The following is a 22,059-nucleotide window of genomic DNA, read 5'->3' on the forward strand; positions in this document are numbered from 1 at the left end:
CTACCCCATGAACCTGATGACCCGGCTGGCCGCAGCGCTGGCCCTGACCCTGGCCGCCAGCGGCGCGCATGCCGCCAACGTGCTGGTGGTGCTGTCCGACGAAAACCACCTGGACCTGAAGGACGGCAAGGTGCTGTCCACCGGCTTCTATCTCAACGAGCTGATGCAGCCGGTCAAGCTGCTGCTGGACGCGGGCCACGAAGTGACCTTTGCCACGCCGCAGGGGCGGGCGCCGACGGTGGATACGTCCTCGGTGACGCCGGCGTACTTCGGCAACGATGCCGCGCAGCTGACGTTGCACAAGGACCTGTTGGAGAAACTGGCGTTGACCTCGCCGACGACCTCGCCGGTGGTCAGCCTGGCGCGCATCGAGCAGCAGGGCTACGCGCGTTTCGATGCGGTCTACATTCCCGGTGGCCACGCGCCGATGCAGGACCTGCTGAAGAGCCCGGCGCTGGGCCGGCTGCTGGCCGACTTCCACCAGCGCAACAAGACCACCGCGCTGGTCTGCCACGGGCCGATCGCGCTGCTGTCCACGCTGCCGGATGCGGCGGGTTTCGTGGCAAAGCTGGAAGCGGGTGCGATGCCGGCTACGCCGAAGTGGATCTACAGCGGCTACCAGATGACGGTGATCAGCAATCAGGAAGAAGAGCAGGCCAAGCCGTTGCTGGGCGGCGGCGAGATGAAGTTCTATCCGCAGACTGCGTTGCAGCGAGCGGGTGCGACGTTCAGCAGCAATGCCACGCCGTGGACCGGGCATGTGGTGGTGGATCGTGAGCTGATTACCGGGCAGAACCCGGCTTCGGCGTTGGAGGTAGGGCAGCGGTTGGTGGAGCGGTTGAAATAGACCCGTTCGCTCCAAGCGCTGTTTTGACGAAGAGCTTCACTAGCGGCTTTTCAGTGGGTCATGACATCGCCGAACGATTCAAAGCCGCACACCCAACGCATCTAGTGTAGGCGTAGTCATCGTCCCCGTAGCACGAATGCCGTGCGCCAACTGGAACATGCGAAGTGCCGACTGTGTCTCCGGCGTCAGTGTTCCGTCAATGGCGCCCGGGTCGTAGCCCTTCGAATAAAGTGCGGCTTGCACACGCATGATCAGCAGCTTGAGCGCATCGGCATCGCGCCCCTCAGAAATCGGCTTGGCTGAGGAGCCGTGATCCACTGTCAGATTGTTGGTTGTAGCAGCCTTGGTCCGGCTCGCGGGCTGAAGGCTTTGCCCCTGATAGGTACCTGTGCCGCTTCCACTTCCACCGCTGCTTGTCGAACTGGCAGGTGCTGTGTAGGTGCTGGGTGGAGGTGTATAGGTCGCTGGTGGTGGGGAGTAGGAGCGATATGAACTGCCAGACCCGGAGGAATGGGAGCGGTGGGAGCTATGCGATCGATGTGAGCTGTGGCTGCGGTGCCCGGCGTACAGATTGTGGCGCCCTGCATTGAGCGAGGTGCTGAGTACGGTTGCGTACTTGCCATCCATCTCCGAAAGTCTGGACAGGTCGGATTGACCCTTGGGTGGCTCGGTGCCAAGTGCCCCCAGCGTGGCGGCGCTGACAATCATCAATGCATTGGACATGATCAGATTTCCAGTACAGGGGAGATCGCCCGGCTGGTCCAGGCAGGGGTGATCCAGGAAAAGAACCCGCCGCATCGCGATCGTACGGCGCACGCGTCACAGGCGGGAAGGTAGTCATTCTTCCATGGAGAGATGCTCTGGACCGCATAAGGCCAAAGCGAGCGGTCCAGTGCGCAAAGAGGCAGGTTGTAGAGCGAAACCGGGATGCCCGCTTCTGCGAGAGTCTCAACCGCTTCAGTCAGGGTGTGGGCATAGTCAATGGGGTCTGCCCATAGATCAGCCTGGTGTGCTTTGGCAAAGCCAATCGGCTCAATGCCCATGAGTGCGACATGCTCGACGAATGGCAGGTTTCGCCAGATGTAGCGGGCAAGCTGCACCAGTCGCTCGACGGTAGGCCGAACCAGAACGACTCGGATTTCCACCCGTTGGCGCGCTGCATCCAGTGCGTACAGGCCGCGTAGTGTCTGGGAGAACGCACCTTCGCTTTGCACGACGTAATCGTGAAGGGCGTAATGGTCCCCATAGAGCGGTACCCCCCAGCTCAGATTCGGATGGAGGTCCGCAAACCGGCTGTGTAGCTCAGGATCGCGCAACCGTCCATTGGAAAGGATATGGATGTGGGTATTCGGTAGTTTCTCAGCGCACTTGCGTACGATGTCGACCAACCCGCTGCCCAGCAATGTAGGTTCGCCGCCACTGATCGCCAGTGATGGCTCTGCGACATCGATCAGGTCGATCAAATCGAGGAGATGATGTACACGCCAGTCGTCCTCCACCTCGCGCGGGGGCTGTGAACACATCAGGCAGTAGCTGTTGCAGCGTTCGGTGGCAAACAGAACGTTGCCGGTATCCCCGCGCCGATAGCGGATGGCTACCTTGCGTTGAAGGGGATTGAGCTCGACGACATCACCGGACTTGCAGAGGGCTGACGGGCCATCCAGGCGCACGTGTGGAACATCGTCAGGAACGTCGAAGCCTTGCGGCGTGAGGACAGCTCCCCAAGGGAGGCGCAACAACGCATCGCTGAGCTGTTCGGGTGCCACCTCCCTGACATCCAGCGCCATTCGCTGCAGGGGCAGGGAGGCTTGGGGGAAGTCGCCAAGATCGACCACCTTCAGCAAAGATGCCTTCGCCGATGGCGACAGAACCGCTTTGGTTTCAAGCGGCAGCATCAATGAGATCCTCAGTGTTCGCTTTCGGAACAGCCCAGGAACGCATCATCCGACGGCCCACTAGATCTTCCCGCTCATAGCGTTCCAGCAGGAAATCGAATAGCCCCATGTTCCGGGCGCAGAAATCGCTGCTCGGTCGGTGACCAATCGGGTCACCCTGGCGTGCGTAGTGCTCGATCGGGTCAGCACCGCACAGTGGCACGAACGCGCAGTCAGCACAGGTCGGAAGCGCCTCAGCCACGCCCGCTTCAAGCAGTCGGGTCATGGCAGGGGAGCCAAGCCAGTGCGCTACCGGTTGCGAAACATCGCCCAACGCGAATGTGTCATCTCCCATGGCCGCCAGCATCCGCGCCTCGTCAGACGGATAGACGCGCCCGTCATGGTCATAGATCACCGCACCAAGACCCGCGCCTGAAGGGGAGCGAAGATCAACGTAGCCATGCCCGAATGAGGTGAAAAGCTGGGAGAGCAGCAAAGATGCGTAGGACTCCTCCATGGCGTAGCCAGAACGATTGACCACCATCAGATGCGCGAAGGCACGCCGGTAAAAGGCGAGGAAATCCGCCGTCGAATAGCCTGTGCGGTGGGCAGTTCTGTTGGCGAATCCATAGGGACTCAGAGGGCGCAGCGAGATGCTGTGGAAACCAAGCTTCTGGTATTCGTCAATGATGGCTTCGGGCACCTCAAGGCTGCGCCGGGTCAGCGTCGTCAGCGCCGACACGCCGTCATCACCCAGCCAGCGGCGTCCGAGCTCTATGCCTTCCACGGTCCGCCGATAGCTGTCGCGGCCCGGGCGGGGGCGGTTGGCATTGTGGAGCGATTCGGGGCCGTCGAGCGATGTCGATAGCTTGAAGCGATGCTCAGCGAGGAATGCCAGTTGGGCTTCAGTGAGGTCGTGCAGAGTGGATGCAAGAACAAAACGAAGGTTACGGCCAGCAGAGCGGTTACGTTCGACAATGCGCCGAGTAATGGCTATGACCTGCTCGAAGTTGAGCAGTGGCTCGCCACCTTGGAACTCAATGGTCAGCTCCCGGCTTGGCCACTCAAACAGCCGCTCTACCGCCTGTTCGGCGTGCGAGCTGGCCATGTCGAAGGCTGTGGCTGTTGTCTCCTGCCGCGACACCTGGCAGTAGCTGCAGGTGTGGTGGCATCGAAGCGAGACCACAAAGATGTGCAGCGCCGGCCCGCCCAGGATATAGGACTTGCGGCTGCGAATCTGGCTCAGCAACGGGGACAGGCTGCTGCGTTCGGTGCCTGCGACTGCCAGATGGCGGGCTTCCAGATCAGCAAAGAGAGCCGAATTTGCCGGTAGCTCGTGGGCGGCGAAGCGCTGCAGGTCTTGCATGTGCATGAGCAGCCAGTCTCCCGCCATGGAGGACACGAATGCCCGATCTGGATCCCAAGGCAAGCGTCGGAAGCGGAACGGCAGCAACTGATATGCCTGAGAGGCGGCAAACGCCTCTGGATGTCTGAATTTGGACATCAGGCAGCAGCCGAGGGCTGGGCCTGGTGTAGCGCGGCCCTGATCAGTTCGAGTTGAAGCCCATGTGTTTCGGCTCGAACGGACGCTCTGATGCGTTCGTCGAGCAGATCACGCGAAAACCGTGTGGAAAGGTCGACCGGCAGCGGGGAGCCATCCGTGGTAGAAAAAACCACCGCAAGATCAGCGCCTTGATTCAACAGTTCCACACCAAACTTGCCCGTGTAGCGATGCGCTGCGCGGGCCACCATGTCATCCGAAAACAGTTGTCGATCAACAATATAATGCGAGCGTTCCATTGCTCATCCCCCCTGGATACGCGAACTTTGCGCCCTACGGGAGAATGTTGCAACTGTGGCAGGGGGGGGGCCGCGTTTAAGGTGGCCGGAGGCAGGGGCTGGCACAGGTTCATCGGACCATCCTTGGGTGAATGGGGCTGACTAGGGGGTCAAATCAGCCTTCTGCCGAGAGCTAGGGCATCCACGCGTGGCGTGGATCTACACTTGGGCCTCCGTCGTAAGGAATCTCTCCCATGTTCTCTGGAAAGGTCGCGGTGGTTACCGGCTCGACCAGCGGTATCGGTCTTGGCATCGCCACCGCGCTGGCGCGGCAAGGCGCCGACATCGTGCTGAATGGGTTCGGCGATGCGGCGGAGATCGAACGCATTCGTTCCCACCTGGAAACCGAGTTCGGCGTGCGGGTCGCGCATGATGGCGCCGACCTTTCGCGAGGCGAGGCGGTGCGCGGAATGATCGAGCACGCCGTTGCGAAGATGGGCCGCATCGACATTCTGGTGAACAACGCGGGCATTCAGCACACCGCATCGATCGAGGAATTTCCCACCGAAAAGTGGGATGCGATCCTGGCGTTGAATCTCTCGGCAGTGTTCCATGCAACGGCGGCGGCACTGCCGCACATGAAGCAGCAGGGCGCCGGGCGCATCATCAACATCGCGTCGGTACATGGGTTGGTAGGCTCGGTGAACAAGTCGGCCTATGTGGCGGCCAAGCATGGCGTGGTGGGGTTTACCAAGGTGACCGCGCTGGAGAATGCGGGCACCGGCATCACCGCCAATGCCATCTGCCCGGGCTGGGTGCGTACCGCGCTGGTCGAACAGCAGATCACCGCGTTGGCGGAGAAGGAGGGCACGGATCAGGAATCCGCCGCGCGTGCGCTGCTGGCTGAAAAGCAGCCTTCGTTGCAGTTCGTGACGCCCGAGCAGCTGGGCGAGATGGTGGTGTTCCTGGCTTCGGACGCTGCCGCGCAGATCACCGGCACAGCATTGCCGGTGGATGGGGGCTGGACGGCCCGCTAATTGGCCGGCTGTGCGCGCCGCTGCAGCATCGGCAGCGCCACCAGCGTGGCGAGAATGGTGAACAGCACCAGCGACGACCCCACCGTGCCGAAGCCCAGGCCGCCCTTTTCCAGCGGCTTGGTGAGCAGGTCGCCGAAGGTGGCGCCGAACGGGCGGGTGAGTACGAAGGCAATCCAGAACAGGATGACCCGGTTGATGCCCTTGATGCGGGTGGCCAGCGCGGTGAGCGCGATGAGGCTGCCGATCAGCAGCGCGCCGCCGGTGAAGCCCAGCCCGGAATCGTCGGCGAGGAAATCCCCCAATGCGGTGCCGAGCGTGTTGGAGAACAGCACGGCGGTCCAGTAGAAGCCTTCGGCGCGACGCGATGCGATGTTGCTGACCGAGATCGACTTCTCCGACAGCCGCCACGCCAGCAGCACCAGTGCCAGGCAGCCGGCCAGCAGGCTGGCGCCGGTGGCGTAGCCCAGGCCAAGCGTGCGGTCGAGCAGGTCGGACATGGTGGTACCGGCGGTGCTGGTGGCCAACACCACCGACCAGAACAGTACCGGGTGGAAGCGCCGCGCCGACAGCTGCACAGCCAGCAGGCCGGCGAAGATGGTGAGCAGGATGGCCGAGCTGGCCACGTAGCCCAGGTTGAGCGTCATCGACAGCAGGTCGCCCGCGGTCTCGCCGAGGGTGGTGGCGGCTATCTTCATCACCCAGAAGCCAAGGGTGACCGCCGCCACTTTGCTGTGCAGGGAATCTGCGTCTGAAGCACTCATCGAACATCGCCTGGGGAGCCTGCGGGTGATGCTGTGGCGGGCGGCGTCGGAGTGTGGTCGGAACCGGGTTTGGCAGCAGTGAGCGTGAGGCGGGCGTTCAGCAGAGGAACGCGCTACGCTGCGGCCAGCACCCGGGACAGGGAGACAGGGAATGGCCGGTTCGATTCCATCGTTTGCGTTGGTAGTGGGTCTGCTGGTGTTGTCCGCGCCGGTAGCCAGTGCCAACGCGGACCCGCGGGACGCCACGTATTCCAGCGTCTGCAGGCACGCCGAGTCGGGCGATCTTCTTGGCCTGGAGGTGTCGTTTGTCAGCGAGGCCGATGGCGGCTACGCATTGGTCCAGCGTTACGAGGGCGCAGCCATCGCGCCGGTGCTGATGCAGGTCAAGCAACGCGGGCGTGATCTTGTGCTGGTGAGTGGCGCTACGGATTCCATTGCGCTGCGCCAGGACGGGAAGATCCTGCGGCTGACCTACCTTGATGGGCAGCTGAGCGCTGCGGGCAGCTCGTCGGAAACCCTGATCCCATCGTTGCCCGTGTGGCAGGGAAAGAGCGTCGCCGCTTGCCGTTAGCGCGGCGACGCTCCTTCAGCTCGGGCTGGGGTGTTCAGCTCGGCTTGGCAAACACATCCAACCCCTTGCCCGTCTCCAACAACGACTTCAGGCTCGACAGCACGATCGGCCAGCCCTGGCGGATGCCGGTATCCATGCCGCTGCCCGGTTCCAGTTCGTCGTGGGTAACGGTCAGCCGCACCATGTCCTGGTAGGGCACGATGTCGAAGGTGACCCGACTGTAGGCATCGGGGTTGTCGGCCTGCGAGGCGGCAGCCCAGGTGATCACCAGCCGCGAGGGCGGGGTGCTTTCCACCACCTCGCCAACCAGTTCAACCGAGCGCGTTTCGTTGGCACGTACATGCTGCCAGCGCGAGCCGGGTTTCCAGTCCGAGACGTTTTCGTGGCCCCAATAGCGGCTGGCGATCTCGGGGCGGGTGATGGCCTCGAACACCTTCTGCGGGGTGGAGGCGATGTAGATCACGTGGATGAAGCGGGTGGACTCTGCGGACATCGTCATTCTCCTTCCAGTTCTCGTTTCAGGTCATGCAGCAGGCTCAGGCGCTGCTGCTCGAACTTGCGTACCCAGCGCTCGTAGACTTCGTGCAGCGGCACCGGGTTGATGAAGTGCAGCTTCTCGCGGCCACGGCGCATGGTGCTGATGAGGTTGGCGTCTTCCAGCAGGCCCAGGTGCTGGGTGACCGATTGCCGGGCCATGTCCAGGTGTTCGCAGAGCTGGCCCAGGGTCTGGCCGTTGTCTTCGCAGAGCAGGTCCAGCAGCGTCCTGCGCGTGGGGTCGGCCAGTGCCTTGAACACCTTGTCTGCATTCATGCGGGGCGTCTTCAGTTCCAGTTGTCGATCCTGACGTCGTGCGGGTTGGGGTGGCCCGTGCCGGTTTCCAGCAGGGCCTTGAGGCTGAGCAGGAACACCGCCCACTTGGTGCTGCAGTGGGAGGTGAATTCGACGCGTTCCTTCCAGCCTTCGTGGGTGAACAGGACGATGCAGTAGTCGCCTTCCTGTTTCAGCGCGAAGCGCGCGTGGGTGCCGATCCATTCGGCGGGGCCGGCGAGGAATTCCCAAAGCACCAGCTGGCCGGGAATGAGCTGTTCCAGCTTCATTTCCATGGCGCCGATTTCCTGGCCGTTGTTGGTGAAGCGCACCTTGACCGTGCCGCCGACGTCGCGGTCGCCATGGCTGTCTTCGGCCCACCAGGCGGCGACGCCTTCGGGGGTCGCCAGGGCTTGGTACACCTGGCTTGCGGGGGCCTTGATGCCGACCCTGTGTGCGATATCCACCATGGCAGGTTCCTCGCGATGGGCGGGCAGGTGCCGGCCTTGGGGTGGACTATAGGCAGGCAAATGCCTGCATGTCAATCATGGTTTGCGGAGAGGGTTTGCCAGGCATGGCCGGGCACTGCTGCGGCATTTGGTCGCAAGCGCTCGCAACTATTCCTAAGCGGTGCTGACGCATGCGGCGTTTACAGTGGGGCTACCCCCTCCAGGAAGGAGCAGTGCATGTACTACAGCAGTGGCAACTACGAAGCCTTCGCGCGCCCGCGCAAGCCGGCGGGTGTTGATGGCAAGCGCGCGTGGTTCGTCGGTTCGGGGCTGGCGTCGCTGGCCGGTGCGGCGTTCCTGATACGCGACGGCCGCATGGCCGGTGAGCGCATCACCATCCTTGAGCAGCAGCAGATTGCCGGCGGCGCGCTGGATGGACTGAAGGTGCCGGAGAAGGGTTTCGTGATCCGCGGCGGCCGCGAGATGGAAGACCACTTCGAGTGCCTGTGGGACCTGTTCCGCTCGATTCCGTCGCTGGAGATCGACGATGCCAGTGTGCTGGACGAGTTCTACTGGTTGAACAAGGATGACCCGAACTATTCGCTGCAGCGGGCCACGATCAATCGCGGCGAGGATGCGCATACCGATGGCCTGTTCACCCTCACCGAGCAGGCGCAGAAGGACATCATCGCGCTGTTCCTGGCCACCCGGCAGGAGATGGAGAACAAGCGCATCGACGAGGTGCTGGGCCGCGATTTCCTGGACAGCAACTTCTGGCTGTACTGGCGCACCATGTTCGCGTTCGAGGAGTGGCATTCGGCGCTGGAAATGAAGCTGTACCTGCATCGCTTCATCCACCACATCGGCGGATTGCCGGATTTCTCGGCGCTGAAGTTCACCAAGTACAACCAGTACGAATCGCTGGTGCTGCCGTTGGTGAAGTGGCTGCAGGACCGTGGCGTGGTGTTCCAGTACGGCACCGAAGTGACCGATGTAGATTTCGATCTGCAGGCCGGCCGCAAGCAGGCCACGCGCATCCATTGGACCCGCGATGGCGTGGCCGATGGCGTCGATCTGGGCGCGGATGACCTGGTGTTCATGACCATCGGCTCGCTGACCGAGAATTCAGACAATGGCGATCACCACACGGCGGCGCGCTTGAATGAAGGCCCGGCACCGGCGTGGGACCTGTGGCGACGCATCGCCGCGAAGGATGCGGCGTTCGGGCGACCGGATGTGTTCGGTGCGCATATTCCCGAGACCAAGTGGGAATCGGCCACGGTAACCACGCTGGATGCGCGCATTCCCGCCTATATCCAGAAGATTGCCAATCGCGACCCGTTCAGTGGCAAGGTGGTGACCGGCGGCATCGTGAGCGTGCGCGACTCGCGCTGGCTGATGAGCTGGACAGTGAACCGGCAGCCGCATTTCAAGAACCAGCCCAAGGACCAGATCGTGGTGTGGGTGTATTCGCTGTTCGTGGATACTCCCGGCGACTACGTGAAGAAACCGATGCAGGAGTGCAGCGGCGAGGAGATCACCCGCGAGTGGCTGTACCACCTGGGCGTGCCGCTGGACGAGATCGACGAACTGGCTGCGACCGGTGCGAAGACGGTGCCGGTGATGATGCCGTACGTGACCGCGTTCTTCATGCCGCGCCAGGCCGGTGATCGCCCGGACGTGGTGCCGGAGGGTGCGGTGAACTTCGCTTTCATCGGCCAGTTCGCCGAGTCGAAGCAGCGCGACTGCATCTTCACCACCGAGTATTCGGTGCGCACGCCGATGGAAGCGGTGTACACCCTGTTGGGTATCGAGCGCGGCGTGCCGGAGGTGTTCAATTCCACCTATGACGTGCGTTCGCTGCTCGCCGCAACCGGCCGCCTGCGCGATGGCAAGGAACTGGACATTCCCGGGCCGGCCTTCCTGCGCAACCTGCTGATGAACAAGCTGGACAGGACGCAGATTGGTGGCCTGCTGCGCGAGTTCAAGCTGGTGCAGGAGGACTGAGCAGGCGGGAGGGAGGCAGCCGGTGAGCGCATCGGCTGCCTCCACGCCTCACGCGATGCCGTCAGTGGAGCGGCTCAGCTGTTCCCAGGCATCGATTGTGCTGGCCATCGATGCCAGCTTCGCGCGCACCAGCTGCAACGCGTCGCTGCCCAGCAGCAGGTGGCTGGGTGGCGCGTCGCTGTTGATGATCTGCAGCATCGCCTGCGCGGCCTTCACCGGATCGCCGAGCTGATGGCCGCTCTTGGCCTCGCGCGCGCTGCGGATGGGGTCGAACAGTGCGTCGTAGTCTTCAATGCTGCGCGGTGCCCGTGCCATCGAGCGGCCTGCCCAGTCGGTGCGGAAGGAGCCCGGTGCAACGGCGGTGACGTGGATGCCGAACGCCGCCACTTCCTTGCCCAGCGCTTCGCTGATGCCTTCCAGCGCGAACTTGCTGCCGCAGTACCAGGCGATGCCGGGCATGGTGATGAAGCCGCCCATGGAGGTGATGTTGAGGATGTGGCCACGGCGACGCGCACGCATGTGCGGCAGCACCGCCTTGATCAGCGCGGCCGGGCCGAACACGTTCACTTCGAACTGATGGCGCAATTCGGCCAACGTGGATTCTTCGAGGATGCCTTCGTGGCCGTAGCCGGCATTGTTGACCAGCACGTCGATGGCGCCGACGTTTGCTTCGACATCGGCGACGAGCGCATCGATGGCATCGGCATCGGTCACGTCGAGCAGGCGACCGAAGGCGCGGCCGGGAGCCAACGCTTCGAATGCCACGCGCGCTTCGTCGTTGCGCACGGTACCGACCACGCGGTGGCCGGCCTGCAGGGCCTGCTGGGCCAGGGCGCGGCCGAAACCACTGCTGACGCCGGTGATGAGGATGAGGCGGGAGGAGGTCATGGCTATGAGGCTCGTTGGGGGAGGGCTTGCACGTTAGTGCTTGAACCGGTGGCTGCCCAGGCCTAGGATTCGCCCAATCTTGCCTATTCCTCTGGAGTGCTCGTGCCCGTGGTCGATTCCCAGCAAGGGCAGATGCAGGCGCGCATGGTCGGCCTGCTGCAGACCCTGGCGGTGGAGGAGGGCTACACGCTCACGCCGCTGCCCGGCGTGCGCCTGCTGCGCTCCAACCGCCCACTGGCGCGCACGCCGGTGCTGTATGACCCGGGCATCGTGATCGTCTGCCAGGGCGTGAAGCGTGGCTACCTGGGCGGGCAGGTGTACCAGTACGACGCGCAGCACTACCTGGCGGTGTCGGTGCCGGTGCCGTTCACGATGGAAACCGAGGCGTCGGAACAGGCGCCGCTGCTGGCGATCTATCTGCACCTCGACCTGCAGCTGGCGGCGGACCTGCTGATCGAACTGGGCGAGCAGGCAGGTGCGGGGCAGGTACCCGCACAGAGCATGATGTCCAGCCCCATGCAGGCACCGATGCAGGCCACGGTGCTGCGCCTGCTGGAAGCGTTGGCCGATCCGCTGGAAGCCGCAGTGCTCGGGCCGGCGCTGGTGCGTGAGCTGTACTTCCGCGTGTTGACCGGTGCACAGGGCGCTGCGATGCGCGATGCGCGAGGCGCTGGCTATGCGCGGGCGCTTCGGCAGCATCGGCAAGGCGCTGCGCACCATTCATGCGGCGTATGCCACGGCCCTGGATGTGGGTCAGCTGGCGGCCGAGGCGGGCATGAGCGTGGCGACCTTCCATGACCACTTCCGCGCGATTACCGGTACGTCGCCGATGCAGTACGTGAAGTCGACCCGCCTGCATCAGGCGCGGTTGCTGATGCTGCGCCAGCGCATGACGGCCGAGGCCGCGTCGCTGGCGGTGGGCTACGCCAGCCCGTCGCAGTTCAATCGCGAGTTCAAGCGCCTGTTCGCGCTGCCGCCGGCGGCCGAGGTGGCGCGCATGCGGCGCAGTTTTGCCGTGCCGCCGGGGCCGGCAGAGGCGGTGTACGTGTCTTCGCATTGAGGGGCTCGGAACAGGACCGGCCTGGTTTGCTGGGATGCCGGCCAGCGGCTGGCACTACCGATGGGGTATTGACTGAGCGTCTACCTACTAGTAGGTTGCGGCATATGAAAGAGTCGCTCTCGCCCAAGGCCCTGGAGATCCTGGCCCACGCCCGTTCGCTGCTGGAGGCCGGCGGCTACAACGGTTTCAGCTATGCCGACGTGTCGGCGCGGGTCAACATCAGCAAGGCCAGCATCCATCACCATTTCCCCAGCAAGGCGGATCTGGTGCGCACGGTGGTCGAACTGTACCGGGCCGAAGCCCGCGAAGGCCTGGCGCTGCTGGACCGGCAGCTGGACGACCCGCTGCAGGAGCTAAATGCCTACGTGGACTACTGGTCGGCCTGCATCGCCGGCGGCACGTCGTCGTTCTGCATCTGCGCGATGCTGGCAGCCGAGTCGCCGATGATTCCTGCGGAGATTGCCGAGGAAGTGCGCGGCCATTTCGAGGACCTGAGCGGCTGGCTGGCGCTGACCCTGCAGAAGGGGGCGGCGACGGGGCAACTGCATCTGCAGGGCTCCGCAGCCGATGAGGCCAAGGCATTCATGTCGGCGGTGCATGGCGCGATGCTGGCCGCGCGCGGTTTCGGCGATGCCGGCACGTTTGCCACGCTGGCGCGGCTGGCGATTGCGCGGGTGAGCACCGCCCGCTGAATCCGGTTGTCGAGGCCTGCGAGGTTCGCGGGCCTTTCTTTTGAACACAGAGTCTACCTACTAGTTGGTTCATTCAATCCGAAGGAGCTTTCCCCATGTCACACGCACTTTCCGCCCTCGGGGTGATCCACACCGCCGTGAGCCTGGTTCCGGTACTTGCCGGTCTGTATGGCTTCATCCGTCACCGCGCCATCGACCCGGCCACGCATTCGGGCAAGGCCTATCTGGTCGGCCTGGTGCTGTCGGTGGCGACCTCGTTCACCGTGTCCAGCACCGGCGGGCTGAATCCGGGCCACGCCTTCGGTGTGATCGTGTTGCTGGCCGCGTTCGGCGGTGTGCTGGCCGGGCGACTGCAGTTCCTTGGCCGCGCGCGGCCGTACCTGTCGACCTTCGGGCTGTCTTTCAGCTTCCTGCTGTCGCTGGTGCCGGGCGTGAATGAAACGCTGACGCGGGTACCGCTGTCGCACCCGATTGCCGCCGCACCGCTGGCGCCGGTGATCGTGCAGACGCTGCTCGGTTGTGCTGTGGTGTTTGTGCTCGGCTTCCTGGCGCAGTGCTGGAGGATCCATGCACGTGCTGTGCGTACGCGTGGCTGAGAACGCCAGCGCTGTGGATCAGTCGGCCAGCACGGCGTCGGCATCATCGCCGTAGCCAGCCCGAGCGCTGCCACACCGCGCGAAGGCGGCAGCGCTGGCCGGCAGGCCGGTGGCCTTGATGCCACGCCGTGTGTCGCCGTCGAACACCTCGGCATAGCGCTCGGCGGCCAGCATGCCGTCGGGCAGTACGTACAGCAGAACGCGCCGCAACGAGGATTGGCCCGGCAACGGCTGCGCCTGCCGGAACGCAGGCACCTGCACGCGCGCGCTGTGCCACTGTGTCGGCGCATCGACGGTTTGCCAGCGCACCTGCAGCGGCAGGTCGAGTGGCAGCAACGCGACGCCGGCCGGGTAGCCATAGGCTGTGCAATCCGCAGGCGCCACCGGGATGTTCTCGATGGCCCTGTCACCGATGTCCAGTGCGATGCCATTGGCTTCCATCCGCACGATGGGCGCGCTGCCATAGTTGTGGATGGTGAACAGCACCAGGCCCTCGAAGCGGCTGCGCTGCAGATCGTCGGCAGTGGAGCCGCTGAGGCGTGCGAGCGTGGGCGCGACCTCCACATGATCGCTGTAGTGGTAGTAGAGATGTACGAGCTCCGGTGTGCCTGTGCGGCCCCATCCGGTGTTGAAGCGTGTGGTGTCCGGATAAGGCTGGCGGACCAGTGGCACGTCGGTGACGGCGCGATCCCCGGACGGCGTGGCGTAGCGATAGTGGTCAACGGAACGCTTCAGGCGACCCTCTTCATACGGGAAGGCCCTGTCTGCATCGGACTGCGCGTTGGGGTAGCGGTGGAAGGCCACGAAGTGCCCGGGTGTGTCGCCTTGCATGGGCAGGTCCGGGCCTGTGCCGGAGCCGGTGGACGCGTACGGCGCGGTGTCCAGCCACAGGGGCTGCCCGCTGAGATTGATGTGCCGCTCGGCAATCGGGTCACGCGACCCGCCTGCCACGGTGGACCACGTGTGCTGCAGGGACTGCCACAGGGGAATGATGAGCATGGCCGCGACGGTCGGCACGAACATCAACGCATGGACGCGGCCGGGAACGCGCCCGCGCTGCCGCACCATGTAACGCAGCCAGGCCAGCACGAGCACCAACAGCAATGGCAAGCCGACCCAGAGTGCGATGGTGGCCAGCGCCACGACACCCCAGCCCAGGTTGGGAGTGGCCACCGCGATGAGCGAGAGCGTGGCGATGAGCGCGGCCAACACCAGCGAAACGCCGATTCCGACGCGGTAGGTCCTGTAGGGGCTGTCGTTCATCACCGTTCCATCGGCAGTGTGGGGCGTGCCCCTATCTTGCAGCGATGATGACGGCGTGGAAAGTCGGGACAGAGGGCGCTCAGCAGCCCACCAGGCGATCCGCACCGATGCCGCTGCGATGCTGGCTGCGGTACTCGGTGGGGCTGGCATCGACCTGGCTGCGGAAGTGTCGCCGGAAGGATTCCTGCGAACCGAATCCTGCGTGCTCGGCGATCCATTGCAGCGGCCGGTCGGTGGTTTCCAGCAACTCGCGGGCGAAGGCCACGCGCTCGCGGATCAACCAGTCGATGGGTGACAGGCCGGTGGCGTCCAGGAACTGTCGTTGCAGGGTGCGCTGGCTGAGCGCGGCCTGCTCGGCGAGGCTGCCGAGCGAGTGCGGCTCGCGCAGGTTGCGGCGCATCCATTCCATCAGCTTCGCCAGGCGGCTGGGCTCACCATTGGGAATCGCGCGGCTGACCCGCTGGCTGCGCCCGGCATCGCGCCACGGCGCCAGCACCAGCCGTTCGGCTACCAGGTTGGCCACGCGCGCGCCGTAATCCTTGCGCACCATGTGCAGCATCATGTCCATGCCCGTGGCCGAGCCGGCCGAAGTAATGATGCTGCCCGCATCCACGTACAGCACATCCTCGCGTACATCGACGCGGGGGAAGTCGCGTGCAAGCGCTTCGGTGAGGCGCCAGTGGGTGGTGGCCTGGCGGCCATCGAGCAGGCCGGCCCAGGCCAGCACGAACGCACCGGAGCAGATCGAGGCGATGCGTGCGCCGCGTGCGTGGGCGCGGTTGAGCGCATCGAGCAGTGCCTGTGGCGGGCGCTCGCTGGGTTCGCGCCAACCGGGGATGACGATGATGTCGGCGTCATCGACGCTGCCCAGATCGTAGGGCAGCTGCACCTGGGTGTTGCCGAGCATGCGTAGTGCGCCGGGTTCGCCTGCGCACAGCTGGGTGCGGTACCAGGCCACGCCCAGTTCCGGCCGCACCGGTGCGAACAGGCCGACCGCGCAGCCGAACTCGAACAGCCCCTGGCCATGGCAGGCGACGATGGCGACCAGCGGTGCGTTGGGATCGGCGGACAGGGTGGGCATGGCTTGATGCTACGGGCGGCGGTGCGTGGCGCTGCGTGGTGCGCGGGCATGAGGTGATGCCTGTGGGGCATGTAGCGCTGCAGACCGCGTTGCCGCCTAACGTCATGACCAGCGGTCATGTGGGTGGCCGGATGTTACGGCTGGGTGACGCGATCACGCCTGTCGTGGCGGATGAACACGCTCTTGAATGGAAGCGTGTTTCCGGCCCATCCCCCACGAGCCCCCATGCCTGCCGCCCACACCCCCGTACTGAGCACGCTTGCTGTCCTGATCGCCGCGGCCCTGGCGGCATCGCCCAGCCATGCCGCTGAAGCCGATGCCGAGCCCGCCACCACCGCAGCGGCCGCCAATGTGGCCGCGTCCACGCTGGATGCCGTTGTGGTGACTGGTTCGCGTACCAGCACGCGCACGGTGAAAAACAGCTCCACGCCGATCGATGTGATCTCCGCCGAAGACCTCACCGCCACCGGCCAGGGCAACCTGCTGGAAGCGCTGCAGCGTGCGCTGCCGTCGCTGAGCCAGATCGGTGGCTACCAGAGCGATCAGGAGAGCCTGATCCGCGGCTACCAGCTGCGCAACCTGTCGCCGGGCTACACGCTGGTGCTGGTGAATGGCAAGCGCCGCAATGCCAGCGCCTATGTGAGCGGGGCCAATGGTGGTGGTTTTCCCGGGCACGCCTGGGCCGATCTGGCGCTGATTCCGGTTGCTGCCATCGACCATGTGGAAGTGCTGCGCGACGGCGCCTCGGCGATCTATGGCTCGGACGCGATCACCGGTGTGGTCAACGTGATCCTGAAATCGCAGGCGCACGGTGGCGATCTGTCGGTGGAAAGCGGGCAGAGCATCGATGGCGATGGCTCGCGTACCAGCGTGCGTGCCAACGTCGGCCTGCCGTGGGGCGCCGATGGCTTCGTCAACCTGTCCGGTGAGAGCACGCGCCAGCACCATGCAATCCGTACCCGCCGTTACATCGATGGCTACCTGAGCTACCCGGCGGTAGACGCGAACGGCAACCTGGTGGCGCTGCGCCCCAACAACCGGCTGCCGGCGGGAGCCTCGCCGAACCCGGCCGAGGCCAGCCGCAATGCCGAGGCCAACACCATCCTCAGTTCGCCGTCGTATGCGTTGAAGGCCTTCGCCGTGAATGTGGGTCATGGCCTGGGTGAAAGCGCGCAGTTCTATGCCAACGCGACCGCCAGCGACCGCACCGCGCAGGCGATCCAGAATTTCCGTCTGCCCGCGACCATCTTCACCACGTACAAGGCACCAGGCGTGCTGAGCGTGTTTCCGGACGGCTTCCTGCCGGTGCTGGAAACCAAGGAGAAGCAGTACACCGGTACGGCCGGCGTGAAAGGCCAGCTCGCGGGCTGGGACTACGACGCCAGCCTGACCGGCAACCGCAGCACCGTGCGCACCTACACACGCAACTCGGTGAACTACTCACTGCCGTACCCGGGCTCGCCCACCGATTTCTATGACGGCAAGCTGGACTACCAGCAGGGCATCGCCAACCTGGATCTGCGCCGTGGCTTCGAGGTGGCGGCGTTCGCATCGCCGCTGGAAGTGAGTGCGGGCGTCGAGTACCAGCACGAGCAGTACGAGCGTGGGGCTGGGCAGTGGGAGTCGTATACCGGCTTCGGTGCCGCCGCGTTCGTCGGCTATTCCACTGCGGATGCAGCGAAGGCCACGCGCAACAGCAAGGCGATGTATGTGGGCGCGGCGACCAACATCACCTCGCGCTGGTACCTGGACGCGGCCGCGCGCTGGGAAGACCATTCGGATTTCGGCAGTGTCTCGACCGGGCGCCTGACCACGCGCTTTGATTTCACCGATGCACTGGGCCTGCGCGCGACGGTCAGCAACGGCTTCCATGCCCCCAGCCTGGGCGCGCAGTTCTACCAGGCCACCGGCAGCTGCCCCTGCGGCACCACGCTGGTGGCGCAGGTGTCCTCGCCGGCGGCGATCGCGCTGGGCGCAACGCCGCTGCAGCCGGAGAAGGCCACCAACTACAGCCTGGGCGTGACCTGGGACCCGAGCCCGGCGTTCCATCTGGCGGTGGATGCATACCAGATCGACATCCGCGGCCAGCTCGGCCAGTCCAGCCAGATCGGATACAACGCGCAGGACCCGGCGCGGGTGACCGACAACAGTGGCACGGTGCTGAGCGCGGCGCAGAAGAACACCATCGATGCGCTGCTGGGTTCGGCCGGCATCAGCATCCTGCCCGGTGATGCGTTCTACGCCAGTTACTTCACCAACGTGGGCAACACCCGCACGCGCGGCGTCGAGCTGACCCTGGAAGCGAACCAGGAAACTGCGTGGGGCAAGCTGCGCTGGAGCTACGCGGCCAACGTCGGCCGTACCACCATCCAGAAGGTCAGCGACATTCCGGCGGCACTGCAGGGTCTGCCGAACATCAACCTGCTGACAAAGTCCAGCGAGTACGCGCTGCGCTTCCGCACGCCCAGCTACACGCAGGTGGCAGGGCTGGGCTGGCAGAACGGGCGTTGGCGCTCGAACGTGGACTTCACCTACTACGGCCCGATCAAGCGCCTGAACAACGGCGTGGAGTACAAGCAGCCACCCGTGCTGGTGACCAACCTGTCCGGTGCTGTGGAGCTGGGTGCGGGCTGGAGTGCGGCACTGGGCATCAACAATGTGTTCGACAAGCGCACCCGCAAGGTGCCCGAGTACGCGCGCAGCGCCACCGATGTTGCCAGCATCGAGACCACGTGGGATAGCGGCGATGTGCTGGGCAATGTTGGCGCGTACTGGTACGGGCGGGTCAATTACCGGTTCTGAGGTTCAGGCCAAGGGCAGTCGAGCATGGCTCGACTCTACAAGGGCGAAAGCAGTCGAGCAGGGCTCGGCTCTACATGGGAGCAGTTCATGTCTTCTGCATTGAAGGTGGTTGCATTCGTCGGTTCGCCGACCAGTTCCGCGACATCGCGCACGTTGCTGCTGGTTCGGCACCTGTTGGAATCGCTGCAGCAGCGGGTGCATGCCAACGTGGAGCTGGTGGAGCTGGCGCCGATCGCGCGTTCGTTGGGGCAGTCGCTGTCGCGCGCCGAGGCGCAGCCGGAAGTGGAGCAGGCACTGCAGGCGATCGAGGGTGCCGAACTGCTGGTGGTGGCCGCGCCGGTGTATCGCGGCTCTTATCCCGGCCTGTTCAAGCACCTGGTGGATTTCATCGAACTGGAGGCATTGGTGGATACGCCGGTACTACTGGCGGCAACCGGTGGCAGCGAGCGCCATGCACTGGTGATCGACCACCAGCTACGGCCGTTGTTCAGTTTCCTGCAGGCGCACACGTTGCCGATCGGGGTGTATGCCACGCCGGCCGACTTCGACGGCGAGCGCATCCACAACGCTGCCTTGCAGGCCCGGATCGCGCTGGCGGCCGAGCGTGCGGTCGGGCATCTGGCCGCGCAGGCTCGCGTGCTGCCGGTGCCGCTTCGGCGCATTGCCTGACGCCATAACCGGCGGCGCTTTGCTTATGGCCAAGGCGCATCTGCATGGCCGGATCTGACCGCCGATTGTCGCCTGGCATCGCTGTTGCCGGCGCTGGCTTCTCTAGCATCGAAATCGAATCGGCATTGCATTGCCGGCCCTGATGAGGACGACTCCGTGAGTCTGCACGCAACTGACAAACCCATCCTGTTCCTGCTCGATCGTGAGTTCGAGGACGGGCAGCTTCCCGGGCAGCGCTTCTTCTGCCGGCACAGCCTGTTGCTGGAGGGAGCGCTGTCGAGCATCGATGGTCTCGATGCACAGCTGGATGTGCGACGCATTGGCTTCGCGCGGCCGCGCCGCGAGGTGATCGCCGAGATCGGTGAACAGGATCAGTCGTTGCCGAAGCTGGTGCTGCCGCAGGGCGTACGCAGTGAGCTTGCCAGCGGTGCGCACCAGGATCGCCAGTACATCTCCGGTGCCGAACCGATCCTGGCCGCGCTGAACGGGTTGCTTGGCATTCCCGTGGCCCACCCCTGAGCGAGGACGCGACGATGAGCTACCTGATCAGCGTGTTGGACAAGAGCCCGGTGGCCGAAGGTGCGTCACCCGAGCAGGCGCTGCGCCACAGCCTGCAGCTGGCGCAGCGCGCCGAGCAGCTGGGTTACCACCGCTACTGGTTTGCCGAGCACCACGCCGCACCCACGCTGGCCAGCCCTGCACCGGAAGTGCTGGCGGCGTGGGTACTGGCGCAGACCCGGCGCATCCGCATCGGCAGTGGCGGCGTGATGCTGCGCCACTACGCACCTTACAAGGTGGCGGAGAACTTCAACCTGCTGGCGGCGCTGGCGCCGGGGCGGGTGGATCTGGGCGTGGGCAAGGCACCCGGCGGGTTGCCCGCGTCGACTGCCGCACTGGCGGCAGGACGACCGGGCTTTGCAGATTTCGACCAGCAGCTGCGCGACCTGGAAGGCTATCTGTCTGGCGCCGAGGGCGAAGCACTGGCCCGGCCCCTTCCGCAGCAGGCACCGGAACGCTTCCTGCTGGGGGCCAGCCCGCAGAGTGCGAAGCAGGCGGCCGAACTCGGGTGGCGTTTTGTCTACGCCGCGCACTTCGACGGTGATCCAAAGCATATCGAGGCGGCCTTTGAGGCTTACCGAAGTGCGTCGACGCAACCACCGCTGCTGGCCACGGTGGCTTTCGCTGCGCCGACCACCGAGGCTGCCGCGCGCCATATCGGTGCGCTACGGGTCTACAAGCTGCACCTCGGTCCCGGGCAGACGGTGAATCTGCCCAGTCCGGAAGCCGCAGCTGAGTACGCGCGCCAGGTAGGCGTGGCCGACTTCCGCATCGAAGAAACACGCCCGAGCGTGCTGTCCGGCGATGCGCAGCATGTGCGAGACGAACTGGACGCGCTGCATCGGCGTTTCGGCGTGGGCGAGTTCATCCTCGACGCGCCGGTGGCCGACCTCGACGCACGCCTGACATCCCTTGAGCTGCTGTCGCCCGCGCCACGCGCGGCGGTAGCCTGACCTGCAGGAGCGATTCCCATGAGCACGACCCCGCGCCACATTCCGTTCGGCATCATGCTGCAGGGCCCCGGCAGCCACATGCATGCCTGGAAGCATCCGTCCAATCCGGCCGACGCCAGCGTCAACCTGCAGTTCTACATCGACATCGCGCGTACCGCCGAGGACAACGGCATCGCCTTCGGCTTCGTCGCCGACGGGCTGTACATCAACGAGAAGTCGATCCCGCACTTCCTCAACCGCTTCGAGCCGATCTCGCTGCTGTCGGCGCTGGCGACGGCAACGAACAAGATCGGGCTTGCCGGCACACTGTCGACCTCCTACAGCGATCCGTTCACCGTGGCGCGCCAGTTTGCTTCGCTGGACCTGCTCAGCGGCGGTCGCGCCGGCTGGAATGTGGTGACCTCGCCGCTGGAAGGTTCGGGGCGCAACTACGGGCGGCCACACCCCGAACATGCGCTGCGCTACCAGATTGCCGACGAGTACCTGGAGGTGGTGCAGGGGCTGTGGGATTCGTGGGATGACGGTGCCTTCGTGCGCGAGCGCGACACTGGCACGTTCTTCGCGCCGGACACGTTCCGTCGGCTCGACCACAAGGGCCGCTTTTTCCAGGTGGAAGGGCCGCTCAACATCCAGCGTTCGCCGCAGGGCCAGCCGGTGATCTTCCAGGCTGGCTCGTCCGATGATGGCATCGCGCTGGCCGGCAAGTATGCCGATGCGGTGTTCACCCATTCGCCGTCGCTGGAAGAAACCCGTGCATTCACCCAGAAGGTGAAAAATTCGGCGATCGCGCATGGCCGCAGCGGCAATGACGTGAAGATCTTCCCGGGTATCGGCCCGATCGTCGGCCGTACTGCCGAGGAGGCCGAAGCCAAGTACCAGGCGATTGCCGCACTGGCGACTCTTGAAGATGCACTGGCCTATCTCGGCCGCTTCTTCGACCACCATGATTTCAGCCAGTACGACCCGGATGCGCCGTTCCCGGAGTTGGGCGGGATCGGCAGCAACTCGTTCCGTTCCACCACCGACCGCATCAAGCAGGACGCGCGCGAAAAGGGCCTGAGCCTGCGCCAGGTGGCATTGGAAGCCGTGAGCCCGCGGCCAAACTTCATCGGCACGCCGGAGCATGTGGCCGATGAATTGATCCGCTGGTTCGATGCCGGTGCCAGTGACGGCTTCATTCTCGGTTTCGCTGCACAACGCGAAGGCCTGGACGATTTCGTGACCCAGGTGCTGCCGATCCTGCAGGCGCGCGGCTATCACCAGCACGAGCTGCAGGGGCAGACCCTGCGTGAACATCTGGGCCTGCCATACAAGGCCAGCCGCCATGCGACCGACGCCGAACCGGCGCGGAAGGCGGGGTAGGGC

General features: G+C 64.9%; 24 protein-coding genes. 13 read left to right on the forward strand and 11 right to left on the reverse strand.

What is annotated here, in order from left to right:
• Positions 1-7 precede the first annotated feature (7 nt).
• Positions 8-847, forward strand: a complete 840-nt coding sequence (locus tag N5C18_RS11565) for a type 1 glutamine amidotransferase domain-containing protein (RefSeq protein ID WP_279944633.1) — start codon at positions 8-10, stop codon at positions 845-847.
• 78 nt (positions 848-925) lie between these two features.
• Here N5C18_RS11565 and hxsA read toward each other — a convergent pair whose 3' ends face one another.
• The 4 genes from hxsA to N5C18_RS11585 are packed head-to-tail and all read right to left on the reverse strand — an operon-like array spanning position 926 to position 4,521.
• Positions 926-1,570: a His-Xaa-Ser repeat protein HxsA gene (hxsA, locus tag N5C18_RS11570; protein ID WP_279944634.1), complete on the reverse strand. Its 645-nt coding sequence runs from the start codon at positions 1,568-1,570 to the stop codon at positions 926-928.
• 2 nt (positions 1,571-1,572) lie between these two features.
• Positions 1,573-2,742: a His-Xaa-Ser system radical SAM maturase HxsC gene (hxsC, locus tag N5C18_RS11575; RefSeq protein ID WP_279944635.1), complete on the reverse strand. Its 1,170-nt coding sequence runs from the start codon at positions 2,740-2,742 to the stop codon at positions 1,573-1,575.
• On the reverse strand, positions 2,729-4,225 hold the full coding sequence (hxsB, locus tag N5C18_RS11580) for a His-Xaa-Ser system radical SAM maturase HxsB (RefSeq protein WP_279944636.1): 1,497 nt from the start codon (positions 4,223-4,225) through the stop codon (positions 2,729-2,731). Before hxsB ends, hxsC begins: the two co-directional genes overlap by 14 nt.
• Positions 4,225-4,521, reverse strand: a complete 297-nt coding sequence (locus tag N5C18_RS11585; RefSeq protein WP_279944637.1) for a hypothetical protein — start codon at positions 4,519-4,521, stop codon at positions 4,225-4,227. The genes hxsB and N5C18_RS11585 overlap by 1 nt, the downstream gene beginning before the upstream one ends.
• Positions 4,522-4,754: 233 nt before the next feature.
• On the opposite strand from N5C18_RS11585, the gene N5C18_RS11590 reads away from it, so the two are divergent.
• Positions 4,755-5,537, forward strand: a complete 783-nt coding sequence (locus N5C18_RS11590) for a 3-hydroxybutyrate dehydrogenase (protein ID WP_279944638.1) — start codon at positions 4,755-4,757, stop codon at positions 5,535-5,537.
• On the opposite strand, the gene N5C18_RS11595 is transcribed toward N5C18_RS11590, so the two are convergent.
• Positions 5,534-6,298, reverse strand: coding sequence for a hypothetical protein (locus tag N5C18_RS11595; protein WP_279944639.1), 765 nt, complete (start codon positions 6,296-6,298; stop codon positions 5,534-5,536). The genes N5C18_RS11590 and N5C18_RS11595 overlap by 4 nt on opposite strands.
• Positions 6,299-6,449: 151 nt before the next feature.
• Between N5C18_RS11595 and N5C18_RS11600 the strand changes: the two genes are divergently transcribed.
• Positions 6,450-6,869 carry a hypothetical protein gene (locus N5C18_RS11600; protein WP_279944640.1) on the forward strand — a complete coding sequence of 140 codons (420 nt, stop codon included), beginning with the start codon at positions 6,450-6,452 and terminating at the stop codon, positions 6,867-6,869.
• A gap of 34 nt (positions 6,870-6,903) precedes the next feature.
• Here N5C18_RS11600 and N5C18_RS11605 read toward each other — a convergent pair whose 3' ends face one another.
• Genes N5C18_RS11605 through N5C18_RS11615 form a run of 3 tightly spaced genes read right to left on the reverse strand, consistent with a single transcriptional unit; the run spans position 6,904 to position 8,146 of the window.
• Positions 6,904-7,362 (reverse strand): SRPBCC family protein, encoded by a 459-nt coding sequence (locus N5C18_RS11605; RefSeq protein ID WP_164087860.1) that lies wholly within the window; start codon positions 7,360-7,362, stop codon positions 6,904-6,906.
• 2 nt (positions 7,363-7,364) lie between these two features.
• Positions 7,365-7,679: a metalloregulator ArsR/SmtB family transcription factor gene (locus tag N5C18_RS11610; protein ID WP_095377718.1), complete on the reverse strand. Its 315-nt coding sequence runs from the start codon at positions 7,677-7,679 to the stop codon at positions 7,365-7,367.
• A gap of 11 nt (positions 7,680-7,690) precedes the next feature.
• Positions 7,691-8,146 (reverse strand): SRPBCC domain-containing protein, encoded by a 456-nt coding sequence (locus tag N5C18_RS11615; protein ID WP_279944641.1) that lies wholly within the window; start codon positions 8,144-8,146, stop codon positions 7,691-7,693.
• A gap of 216 nt (positions 8,147-8,362) precedes the next feature.
• On the opposite strand from N5C18_RS11615, the gene N5C18_RS11620 reads away from it, so the two are divergent.
• Positions 8,363-10,132, forward strand: a complete 1,770-nt coding sequence (locus N5C18_RS11620) for an oleate hydratase (protein WP_279944642.1) — start codon at positions 8,363-8,365, stop codon at positions 10,130-10,132.
• 48 nt (positions 10,133-10,180) lie between these two features.
• On the opposite strand, the gene N5C18_RS11625 is transcribed toward N5C18_RS11620, so the two are convergent.
• Entirely contained in the window at positions 10,181-11,020 is an 840-nt protein-coding gene (locus N5C18_RS11625) for an oxidoreductase (protein ID WP_279944643.1), read from the reverse strand.
• A 108-nt stretch (positions 11,021-11,128) separates the two neighbouring features.
• Here N5C18_RS11625 and N5C18_RS11630 point away from each other — a divergent pair, with 108 nt between their 5' ends.
• The 4 genes from N5C18_RS11630 to N5C18_RS11645 all read left to right on the forward strand — a co-directional run bounded on the left by N5C18_RS11630 (position 11,129) and on the right by N5C18_RS11645 (position 13,368).
• On the forward strand, positions 11,129-11,818 hold the full coding sequence (locus tag N5C18_RS11630; protein WP_279944644.1) for an AraC family transcriptional regulator: 690 nt from the start codon (positions 11,129-11,131) through the stop codon (positions 11,816-11,818).
• A complete protein-coding gene (locus N5C18_RS11635) occupies positions 11,796-12,080 on the forward strand; it encodes an AraC family transcriptional regulator (RefSeq protein ID WP_279944645.1) in 285 nt (94 codons plus the stop codon). The genes N5C18_RS11630 and N5C18_RS11635 overlap by 23 nt, the downstream gene beginning before the upstream one ends.
• 104 nt (positions 12,081-12,184) lie before the next feature.
• Positions 12,185-12,772: a TetR/AcrR family transcriptional regulator gene (locus N5C18_RS11640; RefSeq protein ID WP_008265334.1), complete on the forward strand. Its 588-nt coding sequence runs from the start codon at positions 12,185-12,187 to the stop codon at positions 12,770-12,772.
• Between the two features lie 95 nt (positions 12,773-12,867).
• Positions 12,868-13,368: a hypothetical protein gene (locus N5C18_RS11645; RefSeq protein ID WP_279944646.1), complete on the forward strand. Its 501-nt coding sequence runs from the start codon at positions 12,868-12,870 to the stop codon at positions 13,366-13,368.
• An 18-nt stretch (positions 13,369-13,386) separates the two neighbouring features.
• On the opposite strand, the gene N5C18_RS11650 is transcribed toward N5C18_RS11645, so the two are convergent.
• Positions 13,387-14,631, reverse strand: coding sequence for a hypothetical protein (locus N5C18_RS11650; protein ID WP_279944647.1), 1,245 nt, complete (start codon positions 14,629-14,631; stop codon positions 13,387-13,389).
• A gap of 79 nt (positions 14,632-14,710) precedes the next feature.
• On the reverse strand, positions 14,711-15,712 hold the full coding sequence (gene ftrA, locus N5C18_RS11655; protein ID WP_279944648.1) for a transcriptional regulator FtrA: 1,002 nt from the start codon (positions 15,710-15,712) through the stop codon (positions 14,711-14,713).
• Positions 15,713-15,937: 225 nt separating this feature from the next.
• On the opposite strand from ftrA, the gene N5C18_RS11660 reads away from it, so the two are divergent.
• The 5 genes from N5C18_RS11660 (at position 15,938) to N5C18_RS11680 (ending at position 22,056) form a co-directional block, all read left to right on the forward strand.
• Positions 15,938-18,514 (forward strand): TonB-dependent receptor, encoded by a 2,577-nt coding sequence (locus N5C18_RS11660; protein ID WP_279944650.1) that lies wholly within the window; start codon positions 15,938-15,940, stop codon positions 18,512-18,514.
• A gap of 87 nt (positions 18,515-18,601) precedes the next feature.
• Positions 18,602-19,183 carry an FMN reductase gene (gene msuE / locus N5C18_RS11665; protein WP_279944651.1) on the forward strand — a complete coding sequence of 194 codons (582 nt, stop codon included), beginning with the start codon at positions 18,602-18,604 and terminating at the stop codon, positions 19,181-19,183.
• Between the two features lie 156 nt (positions 19,184-19,339).
• Complete coding sequence (locus tag N5C18_RS11670; protein ID WP_008268044.1) at positions 19,340-19,702, forward strand: DUF3088 family protein; 363 nt, start codon at positions 19,340-19,342, stop codon at positions 19,700-19,702.
• Positions 19,703-19,716: 14 nt separating this feature from the next.
• On the forward strand, positions 19,717-20,694 hold the full coding sequence (locus tag N5C18_RS11675) for an LLM class flavin-dependent oxidoreductase (protein WP_279944652.1): 978 nt from the start codon (positions 19,717-19,719) through the stop codon (positions 20,692-20,694).
• Between the two features lie 18 nt (positions 20,695-20,712).
• Positions 20,713-22,056, forward strand: a complete 1,344-nt coding sequence (locus tag N5C18_RS11680; protein ID WP_279944653.1) for an LLM class flavin-dependent oxidoreductase — start codon at positions 20,713-20,715, stop codon at positions 22,054-22,056.
• Positions 22,057-22,059 lie beyond the last annotated feature (3 nt).

The sequence above is a fragment of the Stenotrophomonas sp. GD03930 genome (genome assembly GCF_029839665.1).
GTDB classification, from domain to species: Bacteria; Pseudomonadota; Gammaproteobacteria; order Xanthomonadales; family Xanthomonadaceae; genus Stenotrophomonas; species Stenotrophomonas forensis.

Coding starts and splice junctions, on each gene's coding strand:
- N5C18_RS11565 (WP_279944633.1), top strand. CDS start 8: ATGAACCTGATGACCCGGCTGGCCGCAGCGCTGGCCCTGACCCTGGCC.
- hxsA (WP_279944634.1), bottom strand. CDS start 1,570: ATGTCCAATGCATTGATGATTGTCAGCGCCGCCACGCTGGGGGCACTT.
- hxsC (WP_279944635.1), bottom strand. CDS start 2,742: ATGCTGCCGCTTGAAACCAAAGCGGTTCTGTCGCCATCGGCGAAGGCA.
- hxsB (WP_279944636.1), bottom strand. CDS start 4,225: ATGTCCAAATTCAGACATCCAGAGGCGTTTGCCGCCTCTCAGGCATAT.
- N5C18_RS11585 (WP_279944637.1), bottom strand. CDS start 4,521: ATGGAACGCTCGCATTATATTGTTGATCGACAACTGTTTTCGGATGAC.
- N5C18_RS11590 (WP_279944638.1), top strand. CDS start 4,755: ATGTTCTCTGGAAAGGTCGCGGTGGTTACCGGCTCGACCAGCGGTATC.
- N5C18_RS11595 (WP_279944639.1), bottom strand. CDS start 6,298: ATGAGTGCTTCAGACGCAGATTCCCTGCACAGCAAAGTGGCGGCGGTC.
- N5C18_RS11600 (WP_279944640.1), top strand. CDS start 6,450: ATGGCCGGTTCGATTCCATCGTTTGCGTTGGTAGTGGGTCTGCTGGTG.
- N5C18_RS11605 (WP_164087860.1), bottom strand. CDS start 7,362: ATGTCCGCAGAGTCCACCCGCTTCATCCACGTGATCTACATCGCCTCC.
- N5C18_RS11610 (WP_095377718.1), bottom strand. CDS start 7,679: ATGAATGCAGACAAGGTGTTCAAGGCACTGGCCGACCCCACGCGCAGG.
- N5C18_RS11615 (WP_279944641.1), bottom strand. CDS start 8,146: ATGGTGGATATCGCACACAGGGTCGGCATCAAGGCCCCCGCAAGCCAG.
- N5C18_RS11620 (WP_279944642.1), top strand. CDS start 8,363: ATGTACTACAGCAGTGGCAACTACGAAGCCTTCGCGCGCCCGCGCAAG.
- N5C18_RS11625 (WP_279944643.1), bottom strand. CDS start 11,020: ATGACCTCCTCCCGCCTCATCCTCATCACCGGCGTCAGCAGTGGTTTC.
- N5C18_RS11635 (WP_279944645.1), top strand. CDS start 11,796: ATGAGCGTGGCGACCTTCCATGACCACTTCCGCGCGATTACCGGTACG.
- N5C18_RS11640 (WP_008265334.1), top strand. CDS start 12,185: ATGAAAGAGTCGCTCTCGCCCAAGGCCCTGGAGATCCTGGCCCACGCC.
- N5C18_RS11645 (WP_279944646.1), top strand. CDS start 12,868: ATGTCACACGCACTTTCCGCCCTCGGGGTGATCCACACCGCCGTGAGC.
- N5C18_RS11650 (WP_279944647.1), bottom strand. CDS start 14,631: ATGAACGACAGCCCCTACAGGACCTACCGCGTCGGAATCGGCGTTTCG.
- ftrA (WP_279944648.1), bottom strand. CDS start 15,712: ATGCCCACCCTGTCCGCCGATCCCAACGCACCGCTGGTCGCCATCGTC.
- N5C18_RS11660 (WP_279944650.1), top strand. CDS start 15,938: ATGCCTGCCGCCCACACCCCCGTACTGAGCACGCTTGCTGTCCTGATC.
- msuE (WP_279944651.1), top strand. CDS start 18,602: ATGTCTTCTGCATTGAAGGTGGTTGCATTCGTCGGTTCGCCGACCAGT.
- N5C18_RS11675 (WP_279944652.1), top strand. CDS start 19,717: ATGAGCTACCTGATCAGCGTGTTGGACAAGAGCCCGGTGGCCGAAGGT.
- N5C18_RS11680 (WP_279944653.1), top strand. CDS start 20,713: ATGAGCACGACCCCGCGCCACATTCCGTTCGGCATCATGCTGCAGGGC.